The organism is Reyranella aquatilis (genome assembly GCF_020880995.1).
Taxonomy (GTDB): Bacteria; Pseudomonadota; Alphaproteobacteria; order Reyranellales; family Reyranellaceae; genus Reyranella; species Reyranella aquatilis.
The window spans coordinates 1102300-1124345 of record NZ_JAJISD010000001.1 but is presented as its reverse complement, the minus strand read 5'-3'; the positions used below and the strand labels follow the sequence as shown (position 1 = coordinate 1124345).

At 66.3% G+C, this 22046-nt stretch carries 23 protein-coding genes; 7 read left to right on the top strand and 16 right to left on the bottom strand.

The features are described from left to right. Positions 1-6: 6 nt before the first annotated feature. From LJ725_RS05470 to LJ725_RS05445, 6 genes are read right to left on the bottom strand one after another with little or no spacing between them, the layout of a single operon-like run. Positions 7-807 (bottom strand): ABC transporter permease, encoded by an 801-nt coding sequence (locus tag LJ725_RS05470; protein WP_230549597.1) that lies wholly within the window; start codon positions 805-807, stop codon positions 7-9. Beyond that, positions 804-1655, bottom strand: coding sequence for an ABC transporter permease (locus tag LJ725_RS05465; RefSeq protein ID WP_230549596.1), 852 nt, complete (start codon positions 1653-1655; stop codon positions 804-806). The genes LJ725_RS05470 and LJ725_RS05465 overlap by 4 nt, the downstream gene beginning before the upstream one ends. Continuing rightward, complete coding sequence (locus LJ725_RS05460; RefSeq protein ID WP_230549595.1) at positions 1652-2716, bottom strand: ABC transporter ATP-binding protein; 1065 nt, start codon at positions 2714-2716, stop codon at positions 1652-1654. Before LJ725_RS05460 ends, LJ725_RS05465 begins: the two co-directional genes overlap by 4 nt. 15 nt (positions 2717-2731) lie before the next feature. Beyond that, the gene (locus LJ725_RS05455; RefSeq protein ID WP_230549594.1) at positions 2732-3784 is read right to left on the bottom strand and encodes an ABC transporter substrate-binding protein; all 1053 of its coding nucleotides are present in this window, start codon (positions 3782-3784) and stop codon (positions 2732-2734) included. A 44-nt stretch (positions 3785-3828) separates the two neighbouring features. Then, positions 3829-4416 (bottom strand): pyridoxamine 5'-phosphate oxidase family protein, encoded by a 588-nt coding sequence (locus tag LJ725_RS05450; protein ID WP_230549593.1) that lies wholly within the window; start codon positions 4414-4416, stop codon positions 3829-3831. A 16-nt stretch (positions 4417-4432) separates the two neighbouring features. After that, on the bottom strand, positions 4433-5296 hold the full coding sequence (locus LJ725_RS05445) for an ATP-binding protein (protein WP_230549592.1): 864 nt from the start codon (positions 5294-5296) through the stop codon (positions 4433-4435). A 118-nt stretch (positions 5297-5414) separates the two neighbouring features. On the opposite strand from LJ725_RS05445, the gene yajC reads away from it, so the two are divergent. Genes yajC through LJ725_RS05425 form a run of 4 tightly spaced genes read left to right on the top strand, consistent with a single transcriptional unit; the run spans position 5415 to position 9144 of the window. Continuing rightward, the gene (gene yajC / locus LJ725_RS05440) at positions 5415-5846 is read left to right on the top strand and encodes a preprotein translocase subunit YajC (RefSeq protein ID WP_230549591.1); all 432 of its coding nucleotides are present in this window, start codon (positions 5415-5417) and stop codon (positions 5844-5846) included. A 23-nt stretch (positions 5847-5869) separates the two neighbouring features. Then, positions 5870-7540 (top strand): protein translocase subunit SecD, encoded by a 1671-nt coding sequence (gene secD / locus LJ725_RS05435; protein ID WP_230549590.1) that lies wholly within the window; start codon positions 5870-5872, stop codon positions 7538-7540. 9 nt (positions 7541-7549) lie between these two features. Further along, entirely contained in the window at positions 7550-8743 is a 1194-nt protein-coding gene (gene secF, locus LJ725_RS05430; RefSeq protein ID WP_230549589.1) for a protein translocase subunit SecF, read from the top strand. Then, positions 8740-9144 (top strand): Mth938-like domain-containing protein, encoded by a 405-nt coding sequence (locus LJ725_RS05425; RefSeq protein ID WP_230549588.1) that lies wholly within the window; start codon positions 8740-8742, stop codon positions 9142-9144. The genes secF and LJ725_RS05425 overlap by 4 nt, the downstream gene beginning before the upstream one ends. Positions 9145-9212: 68 nt before the next feature. Here the strand turns inward: LJ725_RS05425 and LJ725_RS05420 are convergent, their stop codons facing one another. Further along, on the bottom strand, positions 9213-9809 hold the full coding sequence (locus LJ725_RS05420; protein ID WP_230549587.1) for a urate hydroxylase PuuD: 597 nt from the start codon (positions 9807-9809) through the stop codon (positions 9213-9215). A gap of 108 nt (positions 9810-9917) precedes the next feature. On the opposite strand from LJ725_RS05420, the gene LJ725_RS05415 reads away from it, so the two are divergent. Genes LJ725_RS05415 through LJ725_RS05405 form a run of 3 tightly spaced genes read left to right on the top strand, consistent with a single transcriptional unit; the run spans position 9918 to position 12733 of the window. Further along, positions 9918-10577: a squalene/phytoene synthase family protein gene (locus LJ725_RS05415; protein WP_230549586.1), complete on the top strand. Its 660-nt coding sequence runs from the start codon at positions 9918-9920 to the stop codon at positions 10575-10577. 20 nt (positions 10578-10597) lie between these two features. Then, entirely contained in the window at positions 10598-11482 is an 885-nt protein-coding gene (locus tag LJ725_RS05410; protein WP_230549585.1) for an alpha/beta fold hydrolase, read from the top strand. A gap of 12 nt (positions 11483-11494) precedes the next feature. Then, the gene (locus LJ725_RS05405; RefSeq protein ID WP_230549584.1) at positions 11495-12733 is read left to right on the top strand and encodes an LLM class flavin-dependent oxidoreductase; all 1239 of its coding nucleotides are present in this window, start codon (positions 11495-11497) and stop codon (positions 12731-12733) included. 6 nt (positions 12734-12739) lie between these two features. On the opposite strand, the gene LJ725_RS05400 is transcribed toward LJ725_RS05405, so the two are convergent. The 9 genes from LJ725_RS05400 to trmFO all read right to left on the bottom strand — a co-directional run bounded on the left by LJ725_RS05400 (position 12740) and on the right by trmFO (position 22002). After that, positions 12740-13636 carry a polysaccharide deacetylase family protein gene (locus tag LJ725_RS05400; protein ID WP_230549583.1) on the bottom strand — a complete coding sequence of 299 codons (897 nt, stop codon included), beginning with the start codon at positions 13634-13636 and terminating at the stop codon, positions 12740-12742. A 110-nt stretch (positions 13637-13746) separates the two neighbouring features. Then, entirely contained in the window at positions 13747-14523 is a 777-nt protein-coding gene (locus tag LJ725_RS05395) for a dienelactone hydrolase family protein (RefSeq protein WP_230549582.1), read from the bottom strand. 23 nt (positions 14524-14546) lie between these two features. After that, positions 14547-15692, bottom strand: a complete 1146-nt coding sequence (locus tag LJ725_RS05390) for a zinc-binding dehydrogenase (protein ID WP_230549581.1) — start codon at positions 15690-15692, stop codon at positions 14547-14549. Positions 15693-15812: 120 nt separating this feature from the next. Then, positions 15813-16937 carry a polyphosphate kinase 2 gene (ppk2, locus tag LJ725_RS05385; RefSeq protein ID WP_230549580.1) on the bottom strand — a complete coding sequence of 375 codons (1125 nt, stop codon included), beginning with the start codon at positions 16935-16937 and terminating at the stop codon, positions 15813-15815. A 120-nt stretch (positions 16938-17057) separates the two neighbouring features. Continuing rightward, positions 17058-17813 carry a precorrin-6A synthase (deacetylating) gene (gene cobF / locus LJ725_RS05380; RefSeq protein ID WP_230549579.1) on the bottom strand — a complete coding sequence of 252 codons (756 nt, stop codon included), beginning with the start codon at positions 17811-17813 and terminating at the stop codon, positions 17058-17060. A gap of 33 nt (positions 17814-17846) precedes the next feature. Beyond that, positions 17847-19196, bottom strand: a complete 1350-nt coding sequence (locus tag LJ725_RS05375; protein WP_230549578.1) for an MATE family efflux transporter — start codon at positions 19194-19196, stop codon at positions 17847-17849. A gap of 66 nt (positions 19197-19262) precedes the next feature. Further along, entirely contained in the window at positions 19263-19553 is a 291-nt protein-coding gene (locus LJ725_RS05370; RefSeq protein WP_230549577.1) for an acyl carrier protein, read from the bottom strand. A 111-nt stretch (positions 19554-19664) separates the two neighbouring features. Further along, on the bottom strand, positions 19665-20630 hold the full coding sequence (locus tag LJ725_RS05365) for a hypothetical protein (RefSeq protein ID WP_230549576.1): 966 nt from the start codon (positions 20628-20630) through the stop codon (positions 19665-19667). A gap of 13 nt (positions 20631-20643) precedes the next feature. After that, positions 20644-22002 (bottom strand): methylenetetrahydrofolate--tRNA-(uracil(54)-C(5))-methyltransferase (FADH(2)-oxidizing) TrmFO, encoded by a 1359-nt coding sequence (gene trmFO / locus LJ725_RS05360; RefSeq protein ID WP_230549575.1) that lies wholly within the window; start codon positions 22000-22002, stop codon positions 20644-20646. Between the last annotated feature and the right edge of the window lie 44 nt (positions 22003-22046).

Here is a 22046-nt window from a genome sequence, read left to right as displayed (position 1 = left end):
CCGTTCCTAGAAATCAGCGAGCTTGCGCAAGCCCACGAGACGGTCTCCGATCACGAGCGCCACGATGGCGAGCAGCACCAGCCCGGCGGAAATCGCCGCGATGGTCGGGTCGGGCCGTTCCTCGACATATTGCAGCATCTGGATGGGCAGTGTCTTGGTCCAGGCATCGGTGAAGAACATGGAGATCGGGTAATTGTCCATCGACGCCAGGAACGCGAACATGCCCGACGTGAGGAACGCCGGGGCGAGGGCCGGCACCAGCACGCGCGTGAGCGCGGCGGGGTAGGAACAGCCCAGCGTCCGTGCCGCGTCGATCAGCGAGAAGTCGAAGAGCGAGAGTGCGCCGACCACGGTGCGGACGATGTAGGGCAGCGTGATCACCACGTGCGCGATCAGCAGGCTGGCATAGACGTCGCGCAGGCCCATCGCCTTGAAGCCCTGCAGCATGGCGATGCCGATGACGAGACCCGGCAGCATCAGCGGCGATACGAGGAAGGTCGAGATCGTCTCGCGGCCGGGGAAGCGGCCGCGCACGAGGGCAATGGCGCAAAGTGTGCCCAATACAAGGGCGACCGCCGTCGAGGCGGCAGCCACTTGCAGGGAGACTAGGAGCGCGGGCAGCAGGCCGCGCATGCCGGCGAGACGTTCGTACCATCGCAGCGACCAGTCGGGTGGCGGCAAGGTGAAGACCGTCGAGGAGCCGAAGGAGACGGCGATGGTCACGACCAGCGGCGTCATCAGGAAGACGACGGTGAAGGTTGCGATGAACCAGACGACGTACTGCGAAGTGCGCTCGAGGGCGGTCATGTGGTGCTGCCTCCGATCCGCCGCGCCAGCCAGGTCGATCCGACGACGATGGCGACGGCCAGGACCAGCAGGATCACTGCCGTGGTCGAGCCGAGCTGTTCGTTGCGCATCAGCAGGAAGGAGCGACCGGTGAGCGTCGACAGGGTCTGGAAGCGGTCGCCGATCAGCAGCGAGGGGATGACGAACATCGACACGCTCATCGAAAAGACGAAGGCGACGCCCGAGACGATGCCTGGGAGGGTCAGCGGCAGAGTGACATGGGCGAAGCGGTAGAGCGGCGTCGCGCCCAGGGTCGCGCCGGCCTCGCTGAGACGGGGATCGATCAGCTTCACCACCGAATAGATCGGCAGGATCATGAACGGCAGGAAGATGTTGGCCGCGCCCAGCACCAGGCCGGTCTCGGTGAACAGAAGTCGCTGCGGCTCGTCCCAGAAGCCGAGGCCGACCAGGATCTGCGAGACGATCCCGTCGCGGCGCAGCACGATCTGCCAGGCGAAGGCCTTGACCACGGCGCCGACCGACAGCGGCAGGATGATCGCGACCAGCATCACGATCTGCAGGACCGCGCCGGCGCGGGCCAGCGCGAAGGCGGCGGGATAGCCGATCAGGAAGCAGACGACGGTGACCCAGGCGGCGACCCGCAGCGTGTTGCCGACGACGCGCCAGTTGAAGGGGTCGCCGAGGAACGAGACGTAGGGCTGGAGCGTGAAGCCGGTCGGGCCGGTCAGGCTCTTCATGAACAGCCAGAGCAGCGGGAAGGCGTAGATGACCAGCAGGTAAAGGACCGCCGGCGCCGCGAGGAGCGCGACGGGATCACGCCAGGGCGAGGGCGCGCTCTTCGGGGTCATGACGCCGGGTAGATCAGCGTGTCGGCGACGGCCCAGCCCAGGCGCATCTCTGTGCCGGGTGCGGGCAGGCCATCGGAAAGGTCGGCCGTTTCGACCATGAGATGGTCGCCGTCCCGGGCCTCGAAATGCAGCTGCACCTTGGAGCCCTGGAAGACGGCGTCGCGCAGCCGCGCCACCAGCGCATAGTCTCCCGGTGCATTGACCTTGATCCGCTCGGGGCGCACTGCCAGCACCACCGATGCGCCTGGCACGAAGCTGCCCGGCGCGCGCAGCTGACCATAGGCGGTATCGACGACGACATGTTCGTAGTCCTGGCCGACGACCGTGCCTGAAATCCGCGAGGAGAGACCGACGAATTCGAGCACGAAGGCGGTGGCGGGCGACCGGTAGATCGTCGCCGGTTCGGCCAGCTGCTCGATCGCGCCCCTGTTCATCACCGCGATGCGATCGGACATGGTGAGCGCCTCGTCCTGATCGTGCGTGACGAACACGGCGGTGATGCCCAACTCGCGCAGCAGGCGGCGCAGCTCGATCTGCATGTTTTCGCGCAGCTTGCGATCGAGCGCGGAGAAGGGCTCGTCGAGCAGCAGCAGCTTCGGCTTCACCGCCAGCGCGCGGGCCACCGCGACGCGCTGCTGCTGGCCGCCCGAGAGGGCGCGAACGGAACGGTCGGCGAAATCGGTCAGATGGACCAGCGACAGGAAGCGCCGCACTGTCGGGCCGATCTCTCCGGCGGGATGCTTCCGCGCCTTGAGGCCGAAGGCGATGTTCTCCGCGACCGTCAGATGCGGGAACAGGGCGTAGTTCTGGAAGACGACGCCGACATCGCGGCGGTGCGGCGGCCGGGCGCCGATCTCCTCGCCGTCGAGCCGGATGGAGCCACGATCGGCGGCCAGAAGACCGGCGATGATTCGTAACAAGGTGGTCTTGCCGCACCCTGAGGGGCCCAGCAGCGAGATGAACTCGCCGGCCGCAACCCGAAGGTCGACACCGCCGAGGACGGTAACGCCGCCGAACGCCTTTTCGGCGCCGGCGACGTCGAGGAAGGAATCAGAGGTCACGTGGCGGCTGCGCGACTACATCGCCATGTCCCGGTCCCAGCGCTTCACCCAGTCGGCGCGATTGTCGGCGACGAACTTCCAGTTGATACCGAAGATCGTCGCGTTTGTCGGCGCGCCGGCCGGCACCGGCGTGTCCTTGTTGGTCGGCAGCGAGTAGGTTGCGGCCGACAGCTTGGCCTGGATTTCCGGCCCGATCATTTCGTTGATGTAACCCGCGGCCAGTTCCGGCTGCGGCCCGCCCTTCACGAGTGCGACGCCCGACGGCATGGCGAAGATGCCTTCCTTCGGCACGGCGATGTCGACCGGCGCGCCCGCGGCCTTGCGCTCCAGCGCCACCTGGGAGATCGCGCTCGAGATCATGAAGCCTTCGCCCTGTTCCAGAAGATTGTAGGCCTGCGGCATCTGGGTGTAGGCGGTGAGCAGGTTGGGCTTGATGGTGACCAGCTTCTTGAAGCCGGCATCGACGTCCTTCTGGGCATCGGCCATCGGCTTCCCGGTGGCGAGGAAGGCCGCCATGAACAGGTTGGCGAGGCCCTCGGTGTTCTGCAGCGAGGGCAGGATGACCCGGCCCTTGTACTTGGGATCGTAGGCGTCGGCCCACGAGGTCGGGGCCGTCTTCATGGCCTTCGGGTTGTAGGCGATACCCAGCCAGGGCTGGAGATAGTTGCACCACATCCCGTCCATGTGGACCGTACCCGGCTTCAGCGCGGCGAGGTTCGGCACCTTGGCGACAGTGAGCGGATCGAGCAGCCCCTCGGCGACCGCCGGGATCATGACCGGATCGTCCATCATGACGACCGACAGGTACTGCTTGTCCTTGTTCTTCTGCATCTTCTCGAGATTGACCAGCGAGCGGGAGCCTTCGAACACGACCTTGCAGGAGAACTTCTTCTCCACGACCGGCGCGATGATGGTCTCGACGAAATTCTTGTGGCTGGCGGCGCCACCGACGACGAGTTCCTTGCCCTGGGCGCGCAGGATGCGCGGCGCCGCGAGCGCGGCGGTGGCGGCACCCGCCGCGGCGAGGACGGTGCGGCGGTTGAGGATGGCGGTCTTCGACTTGTTCATGTGCAATTCCCCCTGATCGGGAGGGGAACTAGCAAGGACCGTGCCTAGCCCTTCAGTCGCGCCACTTCTTCTTCCAATTCCTTGATCCGCCGCGTGAGCTGATCGACCGCCGGCGCAATTTCAGCCTCGCTGTAGCGGGGCACGATGTGTTGTCGGCAATTGATGTCCCAGGCTTCGATGCTGAAGGCGATCGCCCGCATCGGCCGCGCGCGATAGTGTGGATCGACCAGCCGTTCCATCAATTCGAGATCGCCTTCGACGATCCGGGCGCGACCCCAGAGCTTCACACGCTGCTGCGTGGCGAAGTGAAGGATGAAAATGTGGGCGCGATCGTTTTCGCGCAGGTGGCCGAGCGAGATGTACTGGTGATTGCCCGCGAAGTCGGCGAAGGCCAGCGTATGCGTGCCGATGGGCTTCAGGAACCCGGGCGGGCCACCGCGATGCTGGATGTAAGGCCGGCCGTCGGTGCTGGCCGTCGCAAAGAAGAAGGTATCGACGATCGCGAGGAACTGCCGGAGATCGTCGGTGATCTCCGTGTTCCATGTCCGGCCCTCGAACCGGGCGCGCGACCCCAGACGCGTCTGCTCCGCCTTCACGGCGGGAGAGAACATCACGTCTTCGGGATCGCTCATCCCGGTTGCTCCATCGTTACCCCAGTTTCTTGCCGAGGCGTCCGGCGGTTTCCTGGATGAACTGCCAGGCGACGCGGCCCGAGCGGGAACCGCGGGTGATCGACCATTCGACCGCCTGCTTGCGCAGCTCGTCCTTGGGCACGTCGAGTCCGTAGAACGCGCAATAACCTTCGATCATCGAGAAGAAGGTGTCCTGGTCGGCATTGTGGAAACCGAGCCACAGGCCGAAGCGGTCCGACAGCGAGACCTTTTCCTCTACCGCCTCCGACGGGTTGATGGCCGTCGAGCGCTCGTTCTCGATCATGTCGCGCGGCATCAGGTGGCGCCGGTTCGAGGTCGCATAGAACACGACATTTTCGGGCCGGCCCTCGATGCCACCGTCGAGCACCGCCTTCAGCGACTTGTAGGCGGCATCCTGACCGTCGAACGAAAGATCGTCGCAGAACACGATGAAGCGGCGGTTGGAATCGCGGATCATGGTCAGGAGCGCGGGCAGGGACGGGATGTCCTCGCGATGGATCTCGACCAGGGCCAGCGGGCCCGGCGGGCCGCCCATCTCTCGGTTCACATGGGCGTGGACGGCCTTGACGATGGAGCTCTTGCCGGCGCCGCGGGAGCCCCAGAGCAGGGCATTGTTCGCCGGGAGGCCCTTGGCGAAGCGCCGTGTATTCTCGACCAGGGTCTCCTTCTGGCGGTCGATGCCGACCAGGAGATCGAGGTTCACGCGGTTGACCTTCGGGACCGCCTCGAGGCGGGGGCCGGCCGCGTGCCAGACATAGGCTTCCGCCCCATTGATGTCGGCGCCGGGAGGGAGCGGGGGCGCCAGACGGTCGAGGGCTGCCGCAATGCGTGAAATAGTGGCTTTAAGGTCTTGATCCATCGTCGCCGGCCGCTGAAAAGGGGGGCGACCATATCGTCCCCCGCTTGCATTGCAAAGCGGGGCAAGACCGCTATAGTCCGCGCGCTTTTTCGACGGCCGGAAGATTCGGGAGCAGACGATGTTGATTTCGCAGGCGTGGGCGCAGGGTGCAGGTGGCGGCGGCGGGGATTTCCTCGTCCAGCTCTTCCCGCTGATCCTCATCTTCGTCGTCTTCTATTTCCTGCTGATCCGGCCGCAGCAGGCCAAGGTGCGCGCCCAGCGCGAAATGCTCGCCGGGGTGAAGCGCGGCGACCGGGTCGTCACCGGCGGCGGCATCATCGGCCTCGTGACCAAGGTGATCTCGGACAACGAGGTCCAGGTGGAACTCGCCGAGGGCGTCCGGGTCCGCATCATCAAGCAGACCATCACCGACATCCTGACCCGCGGCGAATCGGTGCGCGGTCCGAAGGACAGCAGCGAGGAAGACGACAAGCCCATGCTGCCGCCCCCGGCCCCCGCGCCTGAGCGGAAGAGCCTGCTCGGCAGCCTGTTCGGCGGCGGCAAGAAGTAACGAGCGCGAGAGGCCAGGTCGGCATGCTCAATCTTCCGCGCTGGCAGACGATCGTCATAGCCGGCATCACGCTGTTGTCGGCGCTGTTCGCGCTGCCGAACCTGCTGCCGTCCAGCGTGCTCGACCACATGCCGCACTGGTACTCGAGCAGCCGCATCAATCTCGGCCTCGACCTCCGCGGCGGCGCGCACTTCCTGCTGGAAGCCGATCTGCGCTCGGTATTGAACGAGCGGCTGACCAACCTGTCCGACTCGATGCGCGCCGAACTGCGCAAGCAGCAGGTGCCCTTCAAGGACGTCACTGTCGAGCCGGGCCGAGCCCTCGTCGTCAACCTGCGTGACGAGTCCACGCGCAGCAAGGCCATCGAGGCGATCCGCGCCGTCGATCCGTCGCTCGTGATTTCCGGCACTGGCGACACGATCCGGGTTGCCTACTCCGACCAGGAGATGGCGAAGAAGAAGAAGGAGGTGATCGACCAGTCGATCGAAATCCTTCGCCGCCGCGTCGACGAAACCGGCACGCTCGAGCCGACCATCACGCGTCAGGGCGACGAGCGCATCCTGCTTCAGGTCCCGGGCATCAAGGATACGACCGACCTCAAGCGCAAGATCAACCAGACCGCCAAGCTCACCTTCCATCTGGTCAACGAAGATGTTGCGGCGACCGGCCAGAACATTCCCCAGACCGTGCCGCCGACCACCTACCTGGTGCCGACGCGCGAGGGCATGCAGGAGTTGCGGCGCACCAATCCGAAGGCCTGGGAGGACATCCAGTCCGCCAATCCGCGCCTGTCGCCGGAGCAGATCTGCCGCCGCTACCAGCCGCAGTGCCTGCCGGTGCTGAAGCGCGTGGTGGTCGGTGGCGAGGACCTCGACGATTCCAAGGCCACCTTCGAGCAACAGCAGGGCGGCCGCCCGATCATCAGCTTCACCTTCAATTCGGCCGGCGGTCGAGCCTTCTGCGCCGCCACGCGCGCCAACATCGGCAAGCGGCTGGCCATCCAGCTGGACGGCGAGATCATCAGCGCTCCGGTCGTGCAGAGCGCGATCTGCGGCGGCAGCGGCATCATCACCGGCAGCTTCACGACCCAGCAGACCCAGGAGCAGTCGCTTCTGCTTCGCTCCGGCGCGCTGCCCGCGACGCTGACGATCATCCAGGAAAGCACTGTCGGTGCCGACCTCGGCGCGGATGCCATCCAGGCCGGCACGGTGGCGGCGCTCGTCGGCACCCTCCTTGTGGCGATCTTCATGTTTGTGGCCTACGGGCCGGTGTTCGGGGGCTTCGCCAATCTCGCCATGCTGGTGAACCTGTTGATGGTGTTCGCCGGCATGTCGATCCTCGGCGCCTCGCTGACCCTGCCGGGCATCGCGGGCCTCGTCCTGACGGCGGGCCTCGCGGTCGATGCCAACGTGCTGATCTACGAGCGCGTGCGCGAGGAAAAGGCCCTGGGCCGCTCCCCGTTCAGCTCGCTGGCGACGGGATACGAGAAGGCCATGTCGGCCATCATCGACGCCAACCTCACGACCCTGGTTGCGGGCGTACTGCTGTTCGGCTTCGGATCGGGACCGATTCGCGGCTTCGCGACGACCCTGACGCTCGGCATCATCACCTCGATGTTCAGCTCGACGATCTTCACGCGCATGCTGCTCTCGGTCTGGGTGCGCTGGCGGCGTCCCTCTGAACTCGTGATCTGAGGCGCAGCCATGTGGAAGCCCGTCCGCCTGTTCGCCTTCAAGAGGAAGTTCGACTTCCTCGGTCAGCGCCGCATCGCGCTGATCCTGTCGACCCTGATCAACATCGTCTCCATCGTCGGCGTCTTCACGATCGGCCTCAACTTCGGCATCGACTTCAAGGGCGGCATCGCCATCCAGGCCAAGGCCAAGGACGGCAAGGCCGAACTCGACCAGCTGCGCAACACGGTGGGCGCGCTCGGCGTCGGCGAGGTGTCGCTGCAGGAATTCGGTGATCCCAGCACCGTCCTGATCCGCGTCCAGCGTCAGGAAGGCGACAACCAGTGCGTCGCGGGCGCCCAGCGCGTGATGCAGAAGCGCGCCGGGCCGGGCTGGCTGGTCAAGCCGGGCGCCGCCGGCACGGGCGACGTCGAGTTCACTGCGCCGGCCGCGCTCGACGGCGCCAACTGGCGCGATGCGGTGAGTCGGGTCGGCCTGACCCTGCAGGAACGCCAGCTGCCGCGCGGCACGACCAACACGGCCAAGGTCGACATGTCGGTCGAGCAGCGCGCCGAATGGTGCCAGCAGGTGGCGATCAAGCTGGTCGAGGATGCGATCGGCACCAATTACGAGCTGCGCGGCACCGAATCGGTCGGCCCGAAGATCGGTGACGAGCTGATGCGGAGCGGCATCTGGGCCGTGATCGCCACGATGGTTGCGATCGCGATCTACGTGTGGGTGCGTTTCGAGTGGCAGTTCGCGGTCGGCGCGCTGATCGCCATGCTGCACGACGTGATCTCGACCATCGGCATCTTCGTGCTGTTCCAGCTGGATTTCAGCCTGACCGCGCTCGCCGCGGTGCTGACCATCGCCGGCTACTCGATCAACGACACCGTCGTGATCTTCGACCGCGTGCGCGAGAACATGCGCCGCTACAAGAAGATGCCGCTGCTCGATCTCCTCAATCAGAGCATCAACGAGACGCTGTCGCGCACCATGATGACCTCGGCCACGGTGTTCGTTGCCGTGGGTGCACTGGTGCTGTTCGGGGGGCCGGTCCTGCACAGTTTCTCGATAGCTATGCTGTGGGGCGTCATCGTCGGTACCTACTCGTCGGTCTGGGTCGCCTGTGCGGGCCTCGTCTATCTCGGCCTGCGCGCCGACCAGCTTCGTCCCGCCGACGACAAGGCCGATAAGGCCGACAAGACGGAGCAGGCAGGGGCGTGAAGCCACCGGCCCCGGGACCTGCCGACAAGAGTCTGCCGACGCCGGACCCGAAGCAGGTCCAGTACATTCGCAGCTACGGTCCCGGCCGCTTCCTGATCAGCGAGCGGGAATGGCAGTCTCCGGTGCTGGTGACGCCGGCCGCGACCTATCCGTGGAGCGTGACGAGCGCCGCGGAGCTTTCCCTCGAAAGCCTGGCGCCGCTCCGCGAGGCCGCGATCCCGACGGAAATCCTCGTGCTGGGCTGCGGCGCGCGCGCGGTCTTCGTGCCGCCCGACCTGCGCGCCGCTCTCAAGGGCGCCGGCATGGGGATCGAAGTGGTCGACACCGGCTCGGCCTGCCGCATCTACAACGTGTTGCTGGCCGAGGGACGCCGGGTGGCGGCGGCGCTGATCCCGCTGTAGCGGGCGGTGCGCCGGACCCACGAAAACGGGGCCCCGCGGGCCCCGTTCCTTTTCCAAGGTGACGTCGGTCAGATCGGCGCGTTTTGCTGCGCCACCATGCAGTAGAGCATGCCGATCGAGAACATGGTGTTGAAGCGGCTGGCATAGAGGGCGCGCGGTGCCGCCGCCGCCTTCTCCTCGGCGGTCGCCTCGACCAGACCCAGGATCTTCTGCTGCGCCGGCCAGATGATGAACCAGACGTTGAAGGCCATGACAAGGGCCATCCACATCCCGATGCCGATCATGACGAAGCCGGGCCGCAGGGTGAACGCCTCGACGAGGTACTTGTTCATCGTTGCGAGCAGCAGGCCGGTGATGACGGTCGCGAGGGCGGCGTAGCGGAACCACCAGAGCACGGTCGGAGCGATGAACTTGGTGATGGCGGTGCGGCTTTCGACCGGCTGGATCTTCGGCATGGTGGGCACCTGCACGAAGTTCAGGTACCAGAGCAGCCCGATCCACATGATGCCGCAAACCACGTGCAGCCACCGCATGATGACCGTCGCGTAGGAATGATCGATCTTGATCGACTGTCCGGACAGCACACCGGCGCCGACGACGATCACAACCAGGAGCACGATGCCTGCGGAAACGGTGCGCCCAAGAGAGGTAAACAAGGCACCCATGATGAATATCCCCTTTTATCTTATTGAGAGGATTGAAGAATCCCCGATGGTCATATTGTAAACTCAACCCTGCCTGCGTTCAACGGTCGCACCCTGTCGTTATCCCCGATGTCCGAATCCCCGCCGAACAGTTACAGCGCCCCCGAGGCTTCGCACCGCTACGTGCTGGACATTGTGCGCGCTGCGGACCGCGAGCGTTTCCTCGGCGCACTGTTCGCGCCGGAGCCGCAGCGCAGCGGATTGCTGTCCCTGCTGGCGTTCGACCATGAGCTGGCGCGCACCCGCAATGTGACTCGGGAACCGATGTTGGCGCGCATCCGGCTGGAATGGTGGCGCGAGGCGATTGCCGAAGCCGTCGGTGCCGGGAAGCCACGAGCGCAGCCCATTGTCGAATCGCTCAGTGAAGCCGTGCGCCGGCATGGTCTCCAGCGCGAAGCCCTGGTCCGGCTAGTCGACGCTCGCGAGGAAGAGATCGAGGGGCCGCTGGACGTGATGACGGCCGGGCAGGCGCTGGCCGATCTCGAACTTTCGGTGCTGGGCGTGGAGGATGCCGCCTCGCGGCAGGCCGCCCATGCGATCGGTGCGGCCTGGCTGATGGGCGAGGGGACCGAACGCGACCAGCTGGTCGGCGATGCCCGGGCCCTGCGCGGCAAGGTCGATCCCCGTTCCCTGCCGATCCTGCTGCCGGCTCTGTCCCTCGACCGGCCGATGGGACCGCTGCGGCGGCCGCTGGCCTATTGGTGGGCGGCGAGACGCGGGCGATACTGACGGGCAACCCCGGAGGAAGCGTGGCGAAGACCAAGGCCAATGGCATCGAGATCGAATACGAGACGTTCGGCAGGAAGGGCGACCCCGCCCTGTTGCTGATCATGGGCCTGGGGGCGCAGCTGACGCTGTGGCCGGAGTCGCTGTGCGAAGGGCTGGCGGGCCAGGGCTTCTTCGTCGTGCGTTACGACAACCGCGATGTCGGCCTGTCGACCGATTTCGACAAATGGGGTGTGCCCGACCTGATGGGGGCCTTCGCCAGGCTGATGAAGGGAGAGAAGGTCGAGGCGCCGTACCTGCTGGGCGACATGGCCGCGGATGCGATCGGCCTGCTCGACGCGCTGGACATCGACCGTGCACACATGGTTGGCGCCTCGATGGGCGGCATGATCGCCCAGGTGATCGCCGGCACCTATCCGCAGCGCACGCGTTCGCTGGTCTCGATCATGTCGACCAGCGGCCGCATCGGGCTGCCCATGGGAAAGCCGGAGGCGGTCGCCATGCTGTCTTCGCTGCCCGAGGGGCCGGCGCGCGAGCAACTCATCGCCCACGGCATCAAGCTGCGCAGCGTGATCGGCAGTCCGGGATATCCGACCGATCCGGCGAGGATGCGCGCCCTGGTCGAGCGCAACATCGATCGCCGCTACTATCCTGCTGGCGCTGCGCGGCAGTATCTCTCGATCATGGTCTCAGGCCCGCGCGTCGATCTGCTGAAGACGGTCAAGGTGCCCACTCTGGTGCTGCACGGCGAGGACGATCCGCTGCTGCCGGTCGAGTGCGGTCGCGACGTCGCGAGCCTGGTTCCGGGCGCGAAGATCGAAACCTTCCCCGGCTGGGGCCACGATGTTCCCGAGCAGATGGTGCCGAAGCTGGTCGGCAGCATCTCCGGTTTCTGCAAGTCGGCGTGAGGAAAGACTCCCATGAAATTCGGCATCTTCTACGAGCATCAGCTTCCGAGGCCCTGGGGCGAGAAGAGCGAATATCAGCTCCTGCAGGATTCGCTGACCCAGATCGAGCTCGCCGACCGGCTGGGCTACGACTACGCCTGGGAGGTCGAGCATCACTTCCTTGAGGAGTATTCCCACTCCTCCGCGCCCGAAGTATTCCTCGGCGCGGCGAGCCAGCGCACCAAGCGCATCCGGCTGGGCCATGGCGTGATCCAGCTCACCACCAACAACCCGCACCGCGTCGCCGAGAAGGTCTCGACGCTCGACCTGCTGTCGGGCGGCCGGGTCGAACTCGGCATGGGCGAGGCGGCGGGGCCGGCGGAACTGCATCCGTTCAACATCCGCGTGCGCGACAAGCGCGAGCGCTGGGAGGAGGCCGTGAAGGCCATCGTCCCGATGTTCACCAAGGAGAGCTGGGAGTTCCACGGCCAGTACTACGACTTCCCGGCGCGCAACGTGATCCCCAAGCCGTTCCAGAAGCCGCATCCGCCGCTCTGGGTCGCCTGCTCGAACATCCAGACGATCGGCAAGGCCGGCGAATGGGGCATGGGCGCGCTGGGCTTCACCTTCGTGACGCCCGAGGCCGCGCGCGCCTGGGTGCACCGGTACTACAACAACCTGCTCAACAACTCGAACAAGCTTGCCGACTATCCCAGCAATCCCAACGTGGCGATGGTCTCGGGTTTCATGTGCGCCGCCACCGACGAGGAGGCCGAGGCCAAGGCCGCGGGCTGGACCTTCTTCATCTTCGCGCTCTCCTATTACGGCCGCAAAGGCGTCGACGCGCCGGGCACGTCGAACCTGTGGGAGGAATACCAGGCGTGGCGCGGCGGGCCCGAGGAGAAGAAGGCGCTCGATTCGGGCCTGATCGGCTCGCCCGAGACGATCCGCCGGAAACTGCGCCAGTTCCAGGCCAGCCGCGTCGATCAGGTGATCCTGCTGAACCAGGCCGGCAAGACCAGCCACGAGGACATCTGTTCCTCCCTCGACCTCTTCGCGCGCGAGGTGATGCCGGAGTTCCATGCGGCGGAGGCCGAGCATGCCGTCTGGAAGCAGAAGGTGCTGTCGCGCGAGATCGTGCTCGAGGACCTGGATGTCGCGAAGTACGACATCTTCAGCCACCAGAACGAACACATCGTCCGTCTCACGCCGGAGCAGCTGAAGCAGAAGATGGCGGAGAAGGAAGCGGCGGCGAAGCGCGCGTCGGCCTGACGTGCGCTACTGCGTGGGCGGCACCTGGGTGCGGTACCAGTCGAGGATCTCGGCGCCCGTCCACATCACGACGCCCTCGTGGCCGAGGATGTAGTCGTACAGCATCTCGAGATACTTGATGCGGTGCGGCACGCCCGTGAGATAGGGGTGGATCGAGATCGCCATGACGCGCGGCGCTTTCAGCCCGTCGAGATAGAGACGATCGAACTGGTCGCGGCCGCGGCGGTAGATCTCGTCCGACGGCTGCTGCTGGACGGCGCTGATGACGACGTCGTTGATCTCGACCGTGTAGGGAACGGAAACGATCTCGCCGTGTGCCGTCCTGAGCGGCAGCGGTTGCTCGTCCATCACCCAGTCTGCGACATACTCGATGCCGGCCGCGGCCAGCAGGTCGAGCGTCTCGTCGGTCTCGGTGAGGCCGGGGCTCTCCCAGCCCCGCGGAGGCTTGCCGGTCAGCGCCTCGATGGCGCGGATCGTATCGGTGATGGCGGCCTTCTGGTCCTCGACCCTGTGCATGGGCTTCTGCACCCAGCCGTGACCCATGAAGTCCCAGCCGGCCTCGTGCGCGGCCTGGCAGGCCTCGCGGTAGAGCTCGCAAGCGGTACCGTTGACGGCAAAGCTCGCCTTGAGCTTGCGCGCGGTCAGCGTCTCGAGGAAGCGCCAGAAGCCGACCCGCATCCCGTACTCGTGCCACGCCCAGTTCGGCACGTCGGGCAGCAGCGGGACGCCCATTGGCGGCGGCAGCACGGTCCGCGGCATGGCGCCGGCCGGCGACCAATTCTCGACGTTCACGATCGTCCAGACGGCGACCCGCGCCTTACCCGGCAGGGTAAGCTTAGGCCGCTTATGGATCGGCAGGTACGGCGTCCGCCCGCGGACGCTGTCTCCGGTTTCGCGCGGCATTTGTTCAGTCCTCTGTGTGTCTGCCCGGAAAGGGGCCGCTCAGCGGGGCTGTAGCAAGGTTCGGGCCCAGGCGTCGTCGAGGCCCTCTTCACCGTTTGGCGCAGGTGCGACTAGGGCAGTCCCCAGGCCGGTCCGAGGGTTTGCCAGACGATGGTGCGGGCCCGTTCGAGCGCCTCCGCGTTGGGTTCGTAGCGGAAGACCTGACTGGAGGCGCGGAAGGTCCCGCTGGAGCGGCCGTCGAAGCCGTGATGCGCACCGGGAATGTTGTGGAAGACGATCTTGCCGCCCGCGAGACGGCGGCACTGGCCGTAGCTGTCGCGATGCTTGCCCCAGTCGTCGACGTCGCCGTAGAGAATCTGGACCGACGTCGGGCCGGTCCTGGCATAGTCCGTCGTGCACCAGCCCTCGCAGCCGGGATAGAAGGCGAAGACGGCGATGGGTTGTGCCGGAGCGTTGGAAAAGCTCTTCGCGGAATTCAGCACCTCCGTCCCGCCGCGGGAAAAGCCCATGACCGCGAACCGCGTTGTGTCGATTCTCGGCTGCTCCGTCCGGGCGAGATCGAGGACGTCGCGCGCATCGCCGCTGTACTGCAGGCTGCAGCCGGTGCCGCTCCAGTCCTGGCGGTTGCGCGCCGCGGCGCTGCGGACCTGTGCCACCGCGACGCCGCGCGCGGTGAGCCAGTCGGTCCACGTGCTGCGGGCGTTGGGGCGTGTGCCGCCATTGCCTTCGATGAGGATCACGAGCGGCGCCTTCTGGTTGCCGGGTGGCAGCGACCAGAGAACGAACTCGCGGAAATCCTCGGGTTTGGCGAAGGCAGCGGCAGGGAGGAGCGTCGAGGCGATCACCAGCAGCGCCAGGCGAGACATGGCCAGCATCCGGTTTCGCATCGACGTGCTCCTCCGGCCGGACCTCAATCCGCCTTGTTCGGGTTGATCAGGAACTTCTCGCCGGTGGCGCGCTTGGCGTAGGCGGTGAGGTTCTTGAGGTCGAGAGCCTCCGGCAGCGAGATGGTCTTGGTGTAGTGGCTGGCGAAGGTCGTCTTGAGCGAGTTGACGACACGCTCGCGCAGGCGCGTCTGGTCGGGGCGGCCGATCTTCTGCAGGAACGGCGTCAGCAGCCAGCCGCCCACGCCCCAGGCCATGCCGTAGTTGCGCGTGAGTTCGACAGGAGCGGTGTTGAGGCTGCCGTAGACATAGACCTGCTTGTGCACGGACGAGCCGTAGCGGTTGTAGGTCGTCGCAGTCTTGTTGATGGCGATTTCCATGGCCGTGAGGATCTGGCTGGCGAGCTTGCCGCCGCCGATCGCATCGAACGCGATGGTGGCGCCGGTCTCGACCAGCGCCTGCACGAGATCGTCCTGGAAGGTCGCGGCGCTCGAATCGACGACGTGCTTGGCGCCGATCCCCTTCAGCAGCTTGGCCTGCTCGGGGCTGCGCACGATGTTCACGAGTCCGATCCCGTCCTCGTTGCATATCTTGTTCAGCATCTGGCCGAGGTTGGAGGCGGCGGCCGTGTGGACCAGCGCCTTGTGGCCTTCGCGCTTCATGGTTTCCGTCATGCCGAGCGCAGTCAGCGGATTGACGAACCACGAGGCGCCTTCGGCGGCGGTCGTGCCGGCCGGCAGGGGCTGGCAGTCGCGGGCGTTCAGGACGCGGTACTGGGCATACATCGAGCCGCCGACCATCGAGACGAGTTTGCCCTTGAGCGCCTGCGCGGCCTCGGAGGAACCCGTCCTGATCACGGTACCCGCGCCTTCGTTGCCGACCGGCATGGATTCGTCCAGCCGGGTCGCGAGGAAGGGAAGGGCGGCCGCGGAAACCGGCGCCGTCACCTTGACGGCCTCACCGCTGCCGCTCGACGTGGCCTTGGTCAGGTCGGCAGGGCCGGTGAGCAGGCCGAGGTCCGACGGATTGATCGGCGTGGCCTCGACCTTGACGACCACCTGGTCGGGGCCGGGTTCGGGCACGTCGACCCGGACGAGCGACAGTTCGAGCTGGCCTGCCTTGGAGATCAGGGAGCGAAGCTGCAGTCCCGTAATCTTGTTGGTGTCGCTCATCGTTCATCTCCCATTGCTGAATTGGCGTCCAGCATAGCACGACGGGACAGCGGGGAAGTCCCTTGCGAGCCCGTATGAAAGAGGGGAGAACGGCCGCCCAGGCATCAGCGGGGCGGAATCTCAGAGAACGACGGATGCGTTTTCGCCACGCTCGTAGACGACGTGGGCCCGCCCGACCAGCAGGGGGTCGAGAGCGCCGATCTTCTTGGGATCCTTGCCGTCGTAGGGAAGCCGGTGCAGCAGGTATCGCATTGCGTTCAGCCGCGCCCGCTTCTTGCAGTCCGACTTTATGACCGTCCAGGGCGCATCGGCCGTGTCGGTGTGCTGAAACATCGCTTCCTTCGCCTTGGTGTAGTCCTCCCACTTGTCGAGGGACGCCAGATCGATGGGCGACAGCTTCCAGTGCTTGAGCGGGTGAACCTGTCTTTCCTTGAAGCGTCTTCTCTGCTCCTCGCGGCTCACGGAGAACCAGAACTTGATGAGATGCAGTCCGCTGCGCGTCAGGTTTCTCTCGAACTCGGGCGCCTGGCGCATGAACTCCTTGTATTCCTCGTCGGTGCAGAACCCCATCACCCTTTCGACTCCCGCTCGATTGTACCAGGAGCGGTCGAACAGCACGATTTCACCGGCGGTCGGCAGCTCCTGCACATAGCGCTGGAAATACCATTGGCCGCGCTCCGTCTCCGACGGCTTCTCGAGGGCCACGACCCGCGCGCCGCGCGGATTGAGATGCTCCATGAAGCGCTTGATCGCACCGCCCTTGCCGGCAGCATCCCGGCCCTCGAAGAGTATGACGACCTTCTGCTTTTGCTCCTTGGTCCAGCTCTGAAGCTTCAGCAGCTCGACCTGCAGCCCGTACTTGGCCTTTTCGTAGCTCCGGCGGAGCATGAGATTGCGGTAGGGATAGCCGCCCTGTCGCCAGTCATCGGCCAGTTCCTCGTCGGGGTGGGGCCCCGCGACCGCCTTCTCCGCTTCGGAGGTCTGGAGGGCGCGCTTCAGGGCGATGGCGTCGTCGGGAGATGCGCCCGCCATGATCGCCTGAAGCGCTTCGGCCAACTCGTGCTTTCGGTCGGGAACCATCAGCCCGAGGATGTCGCGCACCGCGATTTCCTTCGACTCCTCCGCAGCCTCGACGGCTTCCTTCTCGACCGACTTCTGGATCGCGCGGGAAGACCGCGCTCGTGCCGTGTCGCCGAGTTTGACGGAACGCCGGGAGGCTGCGCGCGTGCGGCTTTTTTTCTTCATGCCCGAGACCCTGGAGACGTGCTTTGAACCAATTCCGGATTGTAACTGAGAACCGCACGCCCGGTCGCGGAATGATCCAGATCAAGCCGAGAGGTCGCGCGGCTGGCGAGCCGTGCGCGGCTAGGCTCTCCGCATCAGATAGGTGTCCATGATCCAGCCGTGTTTCCGCCGCGCCTCGCTGCGCCGGCGGTGGATCTCTTCGACGACCTCATCCAGTTTGCCGGCGATCAGGATCTCGTCGGCCGTGCCGAGATAGGCGCCCCAGTAGATTTCCATGTTCTGGCCGGTGAACTGGCGATAGGTGTCCTCGCCATCCAGCAGGACCACCACGCTCCGGGCATCCGCAGGAAAACCCTCGGCCAGCCTGCGGCCGGTGGTCAGCAGGACGGGCTCGGCGATGCGGTTCAGTGGGATCTTGTGCCGGGCCGCCAGTGCCTGAACCGCGCTGATACCCGGGATGACCTCGTATTGGATCGCGTGCGTTCCTGCGACGGCAATGGCTTCGATGTTGCGGATCGTGCTGTCGTACAGCATCGGGTCGCCCCAGACGAGGATACCGGCGGTCTCGCCGTCCGCCATGTCGGCGATCATGCGTTCGAACACGGCCTGCTTGGCGGCATTCAGCTCATCGACGCAGGCGCGATAGTCGGCCGGCTGCGTATCGCGCGGCGGGCTGGGCGCCTCGACGAAACGATGCGGATGACCAGGGGCGATGTGGCGTCGGCAAATCACTTCGCGCAGCGCGCGTAGCTTGGTCTTGGCCTGTCCCTTGTCCATCAGGAAGAAGACGTCGGTGCGGTTGAGCGCCTTGATGGCCTGGACCGTCAGATAGTCGGGGTCGCCGGCCCCGATACCGATGATGAGGATCGTCTTCACGTTCTGCCCTGTTGCGTCGCCCGGTGGCGGAGCTTAGCCGGTCCAGGCCCGTCTGGTCGTCGAGAAGGCGAGCACGGCGGAGAAGGCCACGATGCCCAGCGCCACGCAGGCGTAGAGGCCCGACACGCCCCAGCCGAAATGGTCGAGCGCGAGCAGGCTGCCGCCGCCGGCGATGGTGATGCGCGTGATGTTGGCGCCGACCGGCCAGATCATCTCACCCGTGCCCTGCGAGGCGAAGTAGAGCGCCATGGCCAGGCCGAAGAAGCCGTAGGCGGGGCCGACGATGCTGAGATAGTGGCGGCCCGAGGCCAGCGCGCCCGGATTGGTCGTGAAGAGGCCGAGCCAGAGGTCGGGCCAGATCGCGACGATCGCGCCGATGGTCGCGGCAACGGCGCCGGCCATCAGGGCACCGGTCCAGGCCATGCGCTGGGCGCGGGCATATTGCTTCGCACCGATGTTGGTGCCGACCAGGGCGGTGAGGGCCGCGCCGATTCCGAAACTGATCGGGATCAGCATGTATTCGAGCCGCGAGCCGATACCGTATCCCGCGATGGCGGCGTCGCCCTCGCGGCCGATCAGGCCGGTAACGACCAGCACGGTACCGTTGGTCAGGATGACCACCAGGCAGGCGATCAGGCCGACCTTCAGGATGTCGCGGAAGGCCCGCCAGCGGAAACCATCGACCGGCCAGCGCAGTCGAAGCGCCGCCTTCTCGCCGGTGAGCTTGGAGAGCATCCAGAGTGCGGCGAGGGCGAAGGCGATCACGGCGGCGATGGCAGGGCCGCGAATGCCGAAGGCGGGCAAGCCGAACCAGCCCAGCGTGAGGGCGCCGGTAAGCGGGATCTGGATGGCCGCCGTGACGACCAGGGCAAGGCCCGGAGTCTTCATGTCGCCGGTCCCGCGCAGCACCGAGGCCATCGAATTGGCGACCCAATGGGCGACGCAGCCGGAGAACAGGATGGTGGCGAAGGCCTCGGCCCGGTCGAGCGCGGCACCGCTGCCGCCGAGGGCGCCGTAGATCTGGCGGCCGAAGCCCACGAAAACGAGGCCGAACAGCGCCGCCATGCCGATGGCGATGGCGAGTGCATGCGCCGCCGCGGCCTCGGCGCCCGCCTTGTTTCCCGAGCCCAGGGCGCGGGCCACCGAGGAGGAGATGCCCCCACCCATGGCGCCAGCCGACATCATTCCGAGCGTCATCTGGGTCGGGAAGACGAGCGCCAGCGCGGCGAGGTCGATCACGCCGAGCTGGCCGATGAAGTAGCCGTCGGCGATGCTGACGAGGCTCTGCATGGCCACGTTCAGCACGTTCGGCGTCGCTAGGGCGAGGATGGTGGGCACGATCGGCCCGGCCAGCATCATCTGCCGGCGTTCTGCGGGAGTCATCGCAGGTTACGTAGCACGAGCCGCGCAACGTGCTCGCGAACTTATCTCATGGGCGGGGTAATTTTGTCAGCGACGCGCGCGCTGCGAAACCACGGCCTCGGCGAGCTGGTCGATCGTTACGATGTTGGCGGCTACGCTCATGGGGATGGTGACGTCGAAACGGTCCTCCAGCTCCATGATCACGTCCATGATGGTGAGCGAATCGACGGTCAGGCCCTTGGAGATGACCGTCTGCGGGGTGATCGGCTTGCTGCCGACATTGTAGGGGGCCAGCAGCGTGAAGATCTCGCGCATCACGTCGAACTGCAGCGAGGGTGCGCCGCCGGTGGGGGCGATCAGTTCCTGAACGGCCTGCATGCTTCACTCCGTCGGGGGAAGGGGATGAGGCATTTCACTCCGGCGGCCCCCGCCTGTGAAATAACGTTTGGTTACCCACTGTTGCGGGACGTTACGGAATGTTTCCGCCGTTCAGGCCGCGTGAACGATATTGAGCCGGTGCCGGGCTTCGTCGATCGGCATTTCGACATAGGGCCAATAGTCCCATTTGTCGGAGAGATCGGTGTTCACGAGGGCGCCGCGCTCGATCGCCGCGAACATCCGCTCGGCGGCACCCGGTTCACCGAGCACGCCGACGGTCGTGTAGCCCTCGGCGGTCGGCCGGGCATTGAAACCGGCACTGAAGATCAGCACGGCGAACAGGATCAGGTAGAAGGGACGGGTCTGCTTGAAACCGGCGGTGAACGACGCGACCTGCAGTTCGCCCGCCGGATCGGTGCCGTAGCCGCCCAGCACATGGCAGAAATCGTGATAGAGGCCCGCCTCGGGGAAGCCGAACCGCTCGCCCGGCATGCCGAACTTGTTGGACTGGAAATACTCCCACATCGACCGGCCGACCGTGCCGGCCGGCAGCCTCTCCCAGGCGCGGTAGCGCGCGGCCAGCTCGTTGTCTTCCATGAGACCGCGCATGCCCAGCACGCTCTTGGCCAGCGCCAGGACGCCGTGCTGGTCGAGCTGATTCCTTAGAATGTCGCCGACCTGGCTGCGCCGCAGCAGGTCGAGCTTGAAAAGCGTCGTGTGATGCTCGGCGAGTCGCCGCTGGTTGGCGAGTTCCGGCGTGGCGATGCCCAACGCTTCCGCAAAGGCCTCGACCCTGCTGACGGTTTCGCGCGAGGGCACTCCGTCCGCCAAGGCCAGCACCATCAGCCCATGGACGAACTGGTGGCGGAGGTCGACCGACGGGAAGCCTGCGGCCAGTTCGGCTGGCGTGATCGGCGACAGCGTAGTGATGTCGGCATCGATGTGAAGAATCACCCGCCGCGCCGCTTCCATCAGCGCGAGTTGTGCCTTTCCCGGGGCGCCCGATGCCGAGGCCACCGTCTTCATGGCGCGCAGCCCGAGAAGAGCGGCGGCGGGCTCCGGCTGCATCAGGCGCATGATTGTCCCCGTTTCACTCCGCTGCGAGAGGTGTCGGCTTCAGCCACTCGTCGAAGTCGCGCAACGCCCGCACCGCCATCGCCTGCTTGCGCTCCTTGCCCTTGAAGCTGCCAGCGATGGGCGGGAACAGGCCGAAGTTGATGTTCATTGGCTGGAAGGTCGTGGCGTCGGCGCCGCCGGTGATGTGTCCGAGCAACGCGCCCATCGCCGTGGTCGGCGGCGGCGGCGCCTGCACCCGGCCCAGTCGCTCCGCCGCCGCAAACCGCCCGGTCATCAGGCCGACGGCGGCGCTCTCGACATAGCCTTCGCAGCCGGTGATCTGGCCGGCGAAGCGCAGTCGCGGCATGGCCTTCAGGCGCAGCGTGCCGTCCAGCAGGCGCGGGCTGTTGAGGAAGGTGTTGCGGTGCAGGCCTCCCAGCCGCGCGAACTCAGCGTTCTGCAGGCCGGGGATTGTGCGGAAGATGCGGGTCTGCTCGCCGTGCTTCAGCTTGGTCTGGAAGCCCACGATGTTCCACAGCGTGCCCAGCGCATTGTCCTGGCGGAGTTGCACCACGGCCCAGGGGCGATGGCCGGTGCGCGGATCGCGCAGGCCGACCGGCTTCATCGGGCCGAAGCGCAGGCTCTGCGGGCCGGTCGAGGCGATGACCTCGATCGGCTGGCAGCCCTGGAAGTAGGGCGTGTTGTGCTCCCACTGCTTGAACTCGGTCTTCTCACCGGCCAGCAGCGCCGCGACAAAAGCCTCGTATTGCGGCTTGTCCATCGGGCAATTGAAGTAATCCGCACCGTCACCGCCGGGGCCGCCCTTGTCGTAGCGCGACTGCTTCCAGGCGATCGACTGGTCGATGCTCTCGTAGTGCACGATCGGCGCGATGGCGTCGAAGAAGGCCAGCGAGTCTTCGCCAGTCAGTTGGGCGATGGCGTCGGCGAGCGCCGGTGAGGTGAGGGGACCGGTCGCCACGATCACGCTGTCCCACTCCTCGGGCGGCAGGCCCGCCACCTCTTCGCGCTCGAGCGTGACGAGCGGGTGCGCCAGAAGAGCCTCCTGCACGGCGGCCGAGAAGCCGTGCCGGTCGACCGCGAGCGCGCCACCCGCCGGCAGTTTGTGCGCGTCGGCGGAGCGCATGATCAGCGAGCCGGCGCGACGCATCTCCTCGTGGATCACGCCGACGGCGTTGTTGGCGGCATCGTCCGAGCGGAAGGAATTGGAGCAGACCAGCTCCGCGAGGCTGTCTGTGAGGTGTGCCTCGGTCCCCCGCACCGGCCGCATCTCGTGCAGCACCACCGGCACGCCCGCCTGGACGAGCTGCCACGCGGCCTCGCTGCCTGCGAGGCCGCCACCGACGACGTGTACGGGCTTGATGCTTGACGCCATGCTCTCGGACCTGAAACCGTGCGCCTCCCTTACAATGGAGAGCC

Coding starts and splice junctions, on each gene's coding strand:
- LJ725_RS05465 (WP_230549596.1), bottom strand. CDS start 1,655: ATGACCCCGAAGAGCGCGCCCTCGCCCTGGCGTGATCCCGTCGCGCTC.
- LJ725_RS05470 (WP_230549597.1), bottom strand. CDS start 807: ATGACCGCCCTCGAGCGCACTTCGCAGTACGTCGTCTGGTTCATCGCA.
- LJ725_RS05450 (WP_230549593.1), bottom strand. CDS start 4,416: ATGAGCGATCCCGAAGACGTGATGTTCTCTCCCGCCGTGAAGGCGGAG.
- LJ725_RS05400 (WP_230549583.1), bottom strand. CDS start 13,636: ATGCCGCGCGAAACCGGAGACAGCGTCCGCGGGCGGACGCCGTACCTG.
- LJ725_RS05405 (WP_230549584.1), top strand. CDS start 11,495: ATGAAATTCGGCATCTTCTACGAGCATCAGCTTCCGAGGCCCTGGGGC.
- secF (WP_230549589.1), top strand. CDS start 7,550: ATGTGGAAGCCCGTCCGCCTGTTCGCCTTCAAGAGGAAGTTCGACTTC.
- LJ725_RS05420 (WP_230549587.1), bottom strand. CDS start 9,809: ATGGGTGCCTTGTTTACCTCTCTTGGGCGCACCGTTTCCGCAGGCATC.
- LJ725_RS05390 (WP_230549581.1), bottom strand. CDS start 15,692: ATGAGCGACACCAACAAGATTACGGGACTGCAGCTTCGCTCCCTGATC.
- LJ725_RS05455 (WP_230549594.1), bottom strand. CDS start 3,784: ATGAACAAGTCGAAGACCGCCATCCTCAACCGCCGCACCGTCCTCGCC.
- LJ725_RS05445 (WP_230549592.1), bottom strand. CDS start 5,296: ATGGATCAAGACCTTAAAGCCACTATTTCACGCATTGCGGCAGCCCTC.
- ppk2 (WP_230549580.1), bottom strand. CDS start 16,937: ATGAAGAAAAAAAGCCGCACGCGCGCAGCCTCCCGGCGTTCCGTCAAA.
- LJ725_RS05395 (WP_230549582.1), bottom strand. CDS start 14,523: ATGCGAAACCGGATGCTGGCCATGTCTCGCCTGGCGCTGCTGGTGATC.
- secD (WP_230549590.1), top strand. CDS start 5,870: ATGCTCAATCTTCCGCGCTGGCAGACGATCGTCATAGCCGGCATCACG.
- LJ725_RS05375 (WP_230549578.1), bottom strand. CDS start 19,196: ATGACTCCCGCAGAACGCCGGCAGATGATGCTGGCCGGGCCGATCGTG.
- yajC (WP_230549591.1), top strand. CDS start 5,415: ATGTTGATTTCGCAGGCGTGGGCGCAGGGTGCAGGTGGCGGCGGCGGG.
- trmFO (WP_230549575.1), bottom strand. CDS start 22,002: ATGGCGTCAAGCATCAAGCCCGTACACGTCGTCGGTGGCGGCCTCGCA.
- LJ725_RS05365 (WP_230549576.1), bottom strand. CDS start 20,630: ATGCGCCTGATGCAGCCGGAGCCCGCCGCCGCTCTTCTCGGGCTGCGC.
- LJ725_RS05415 (WP_230549586.1), top strand. CDS start 9,918: ATGTCCGAATCCCCGCCGAACAGTTACAGCGCCCCCGAGGCTTCGCAC.
- LJ725_RS05370 (WP_230549577.1), bottom strand. CDS start 19,553: ATGCAGGCCGTTCAGGAACTGATCGCCCCCACCGGCGGCGCACCCTCG.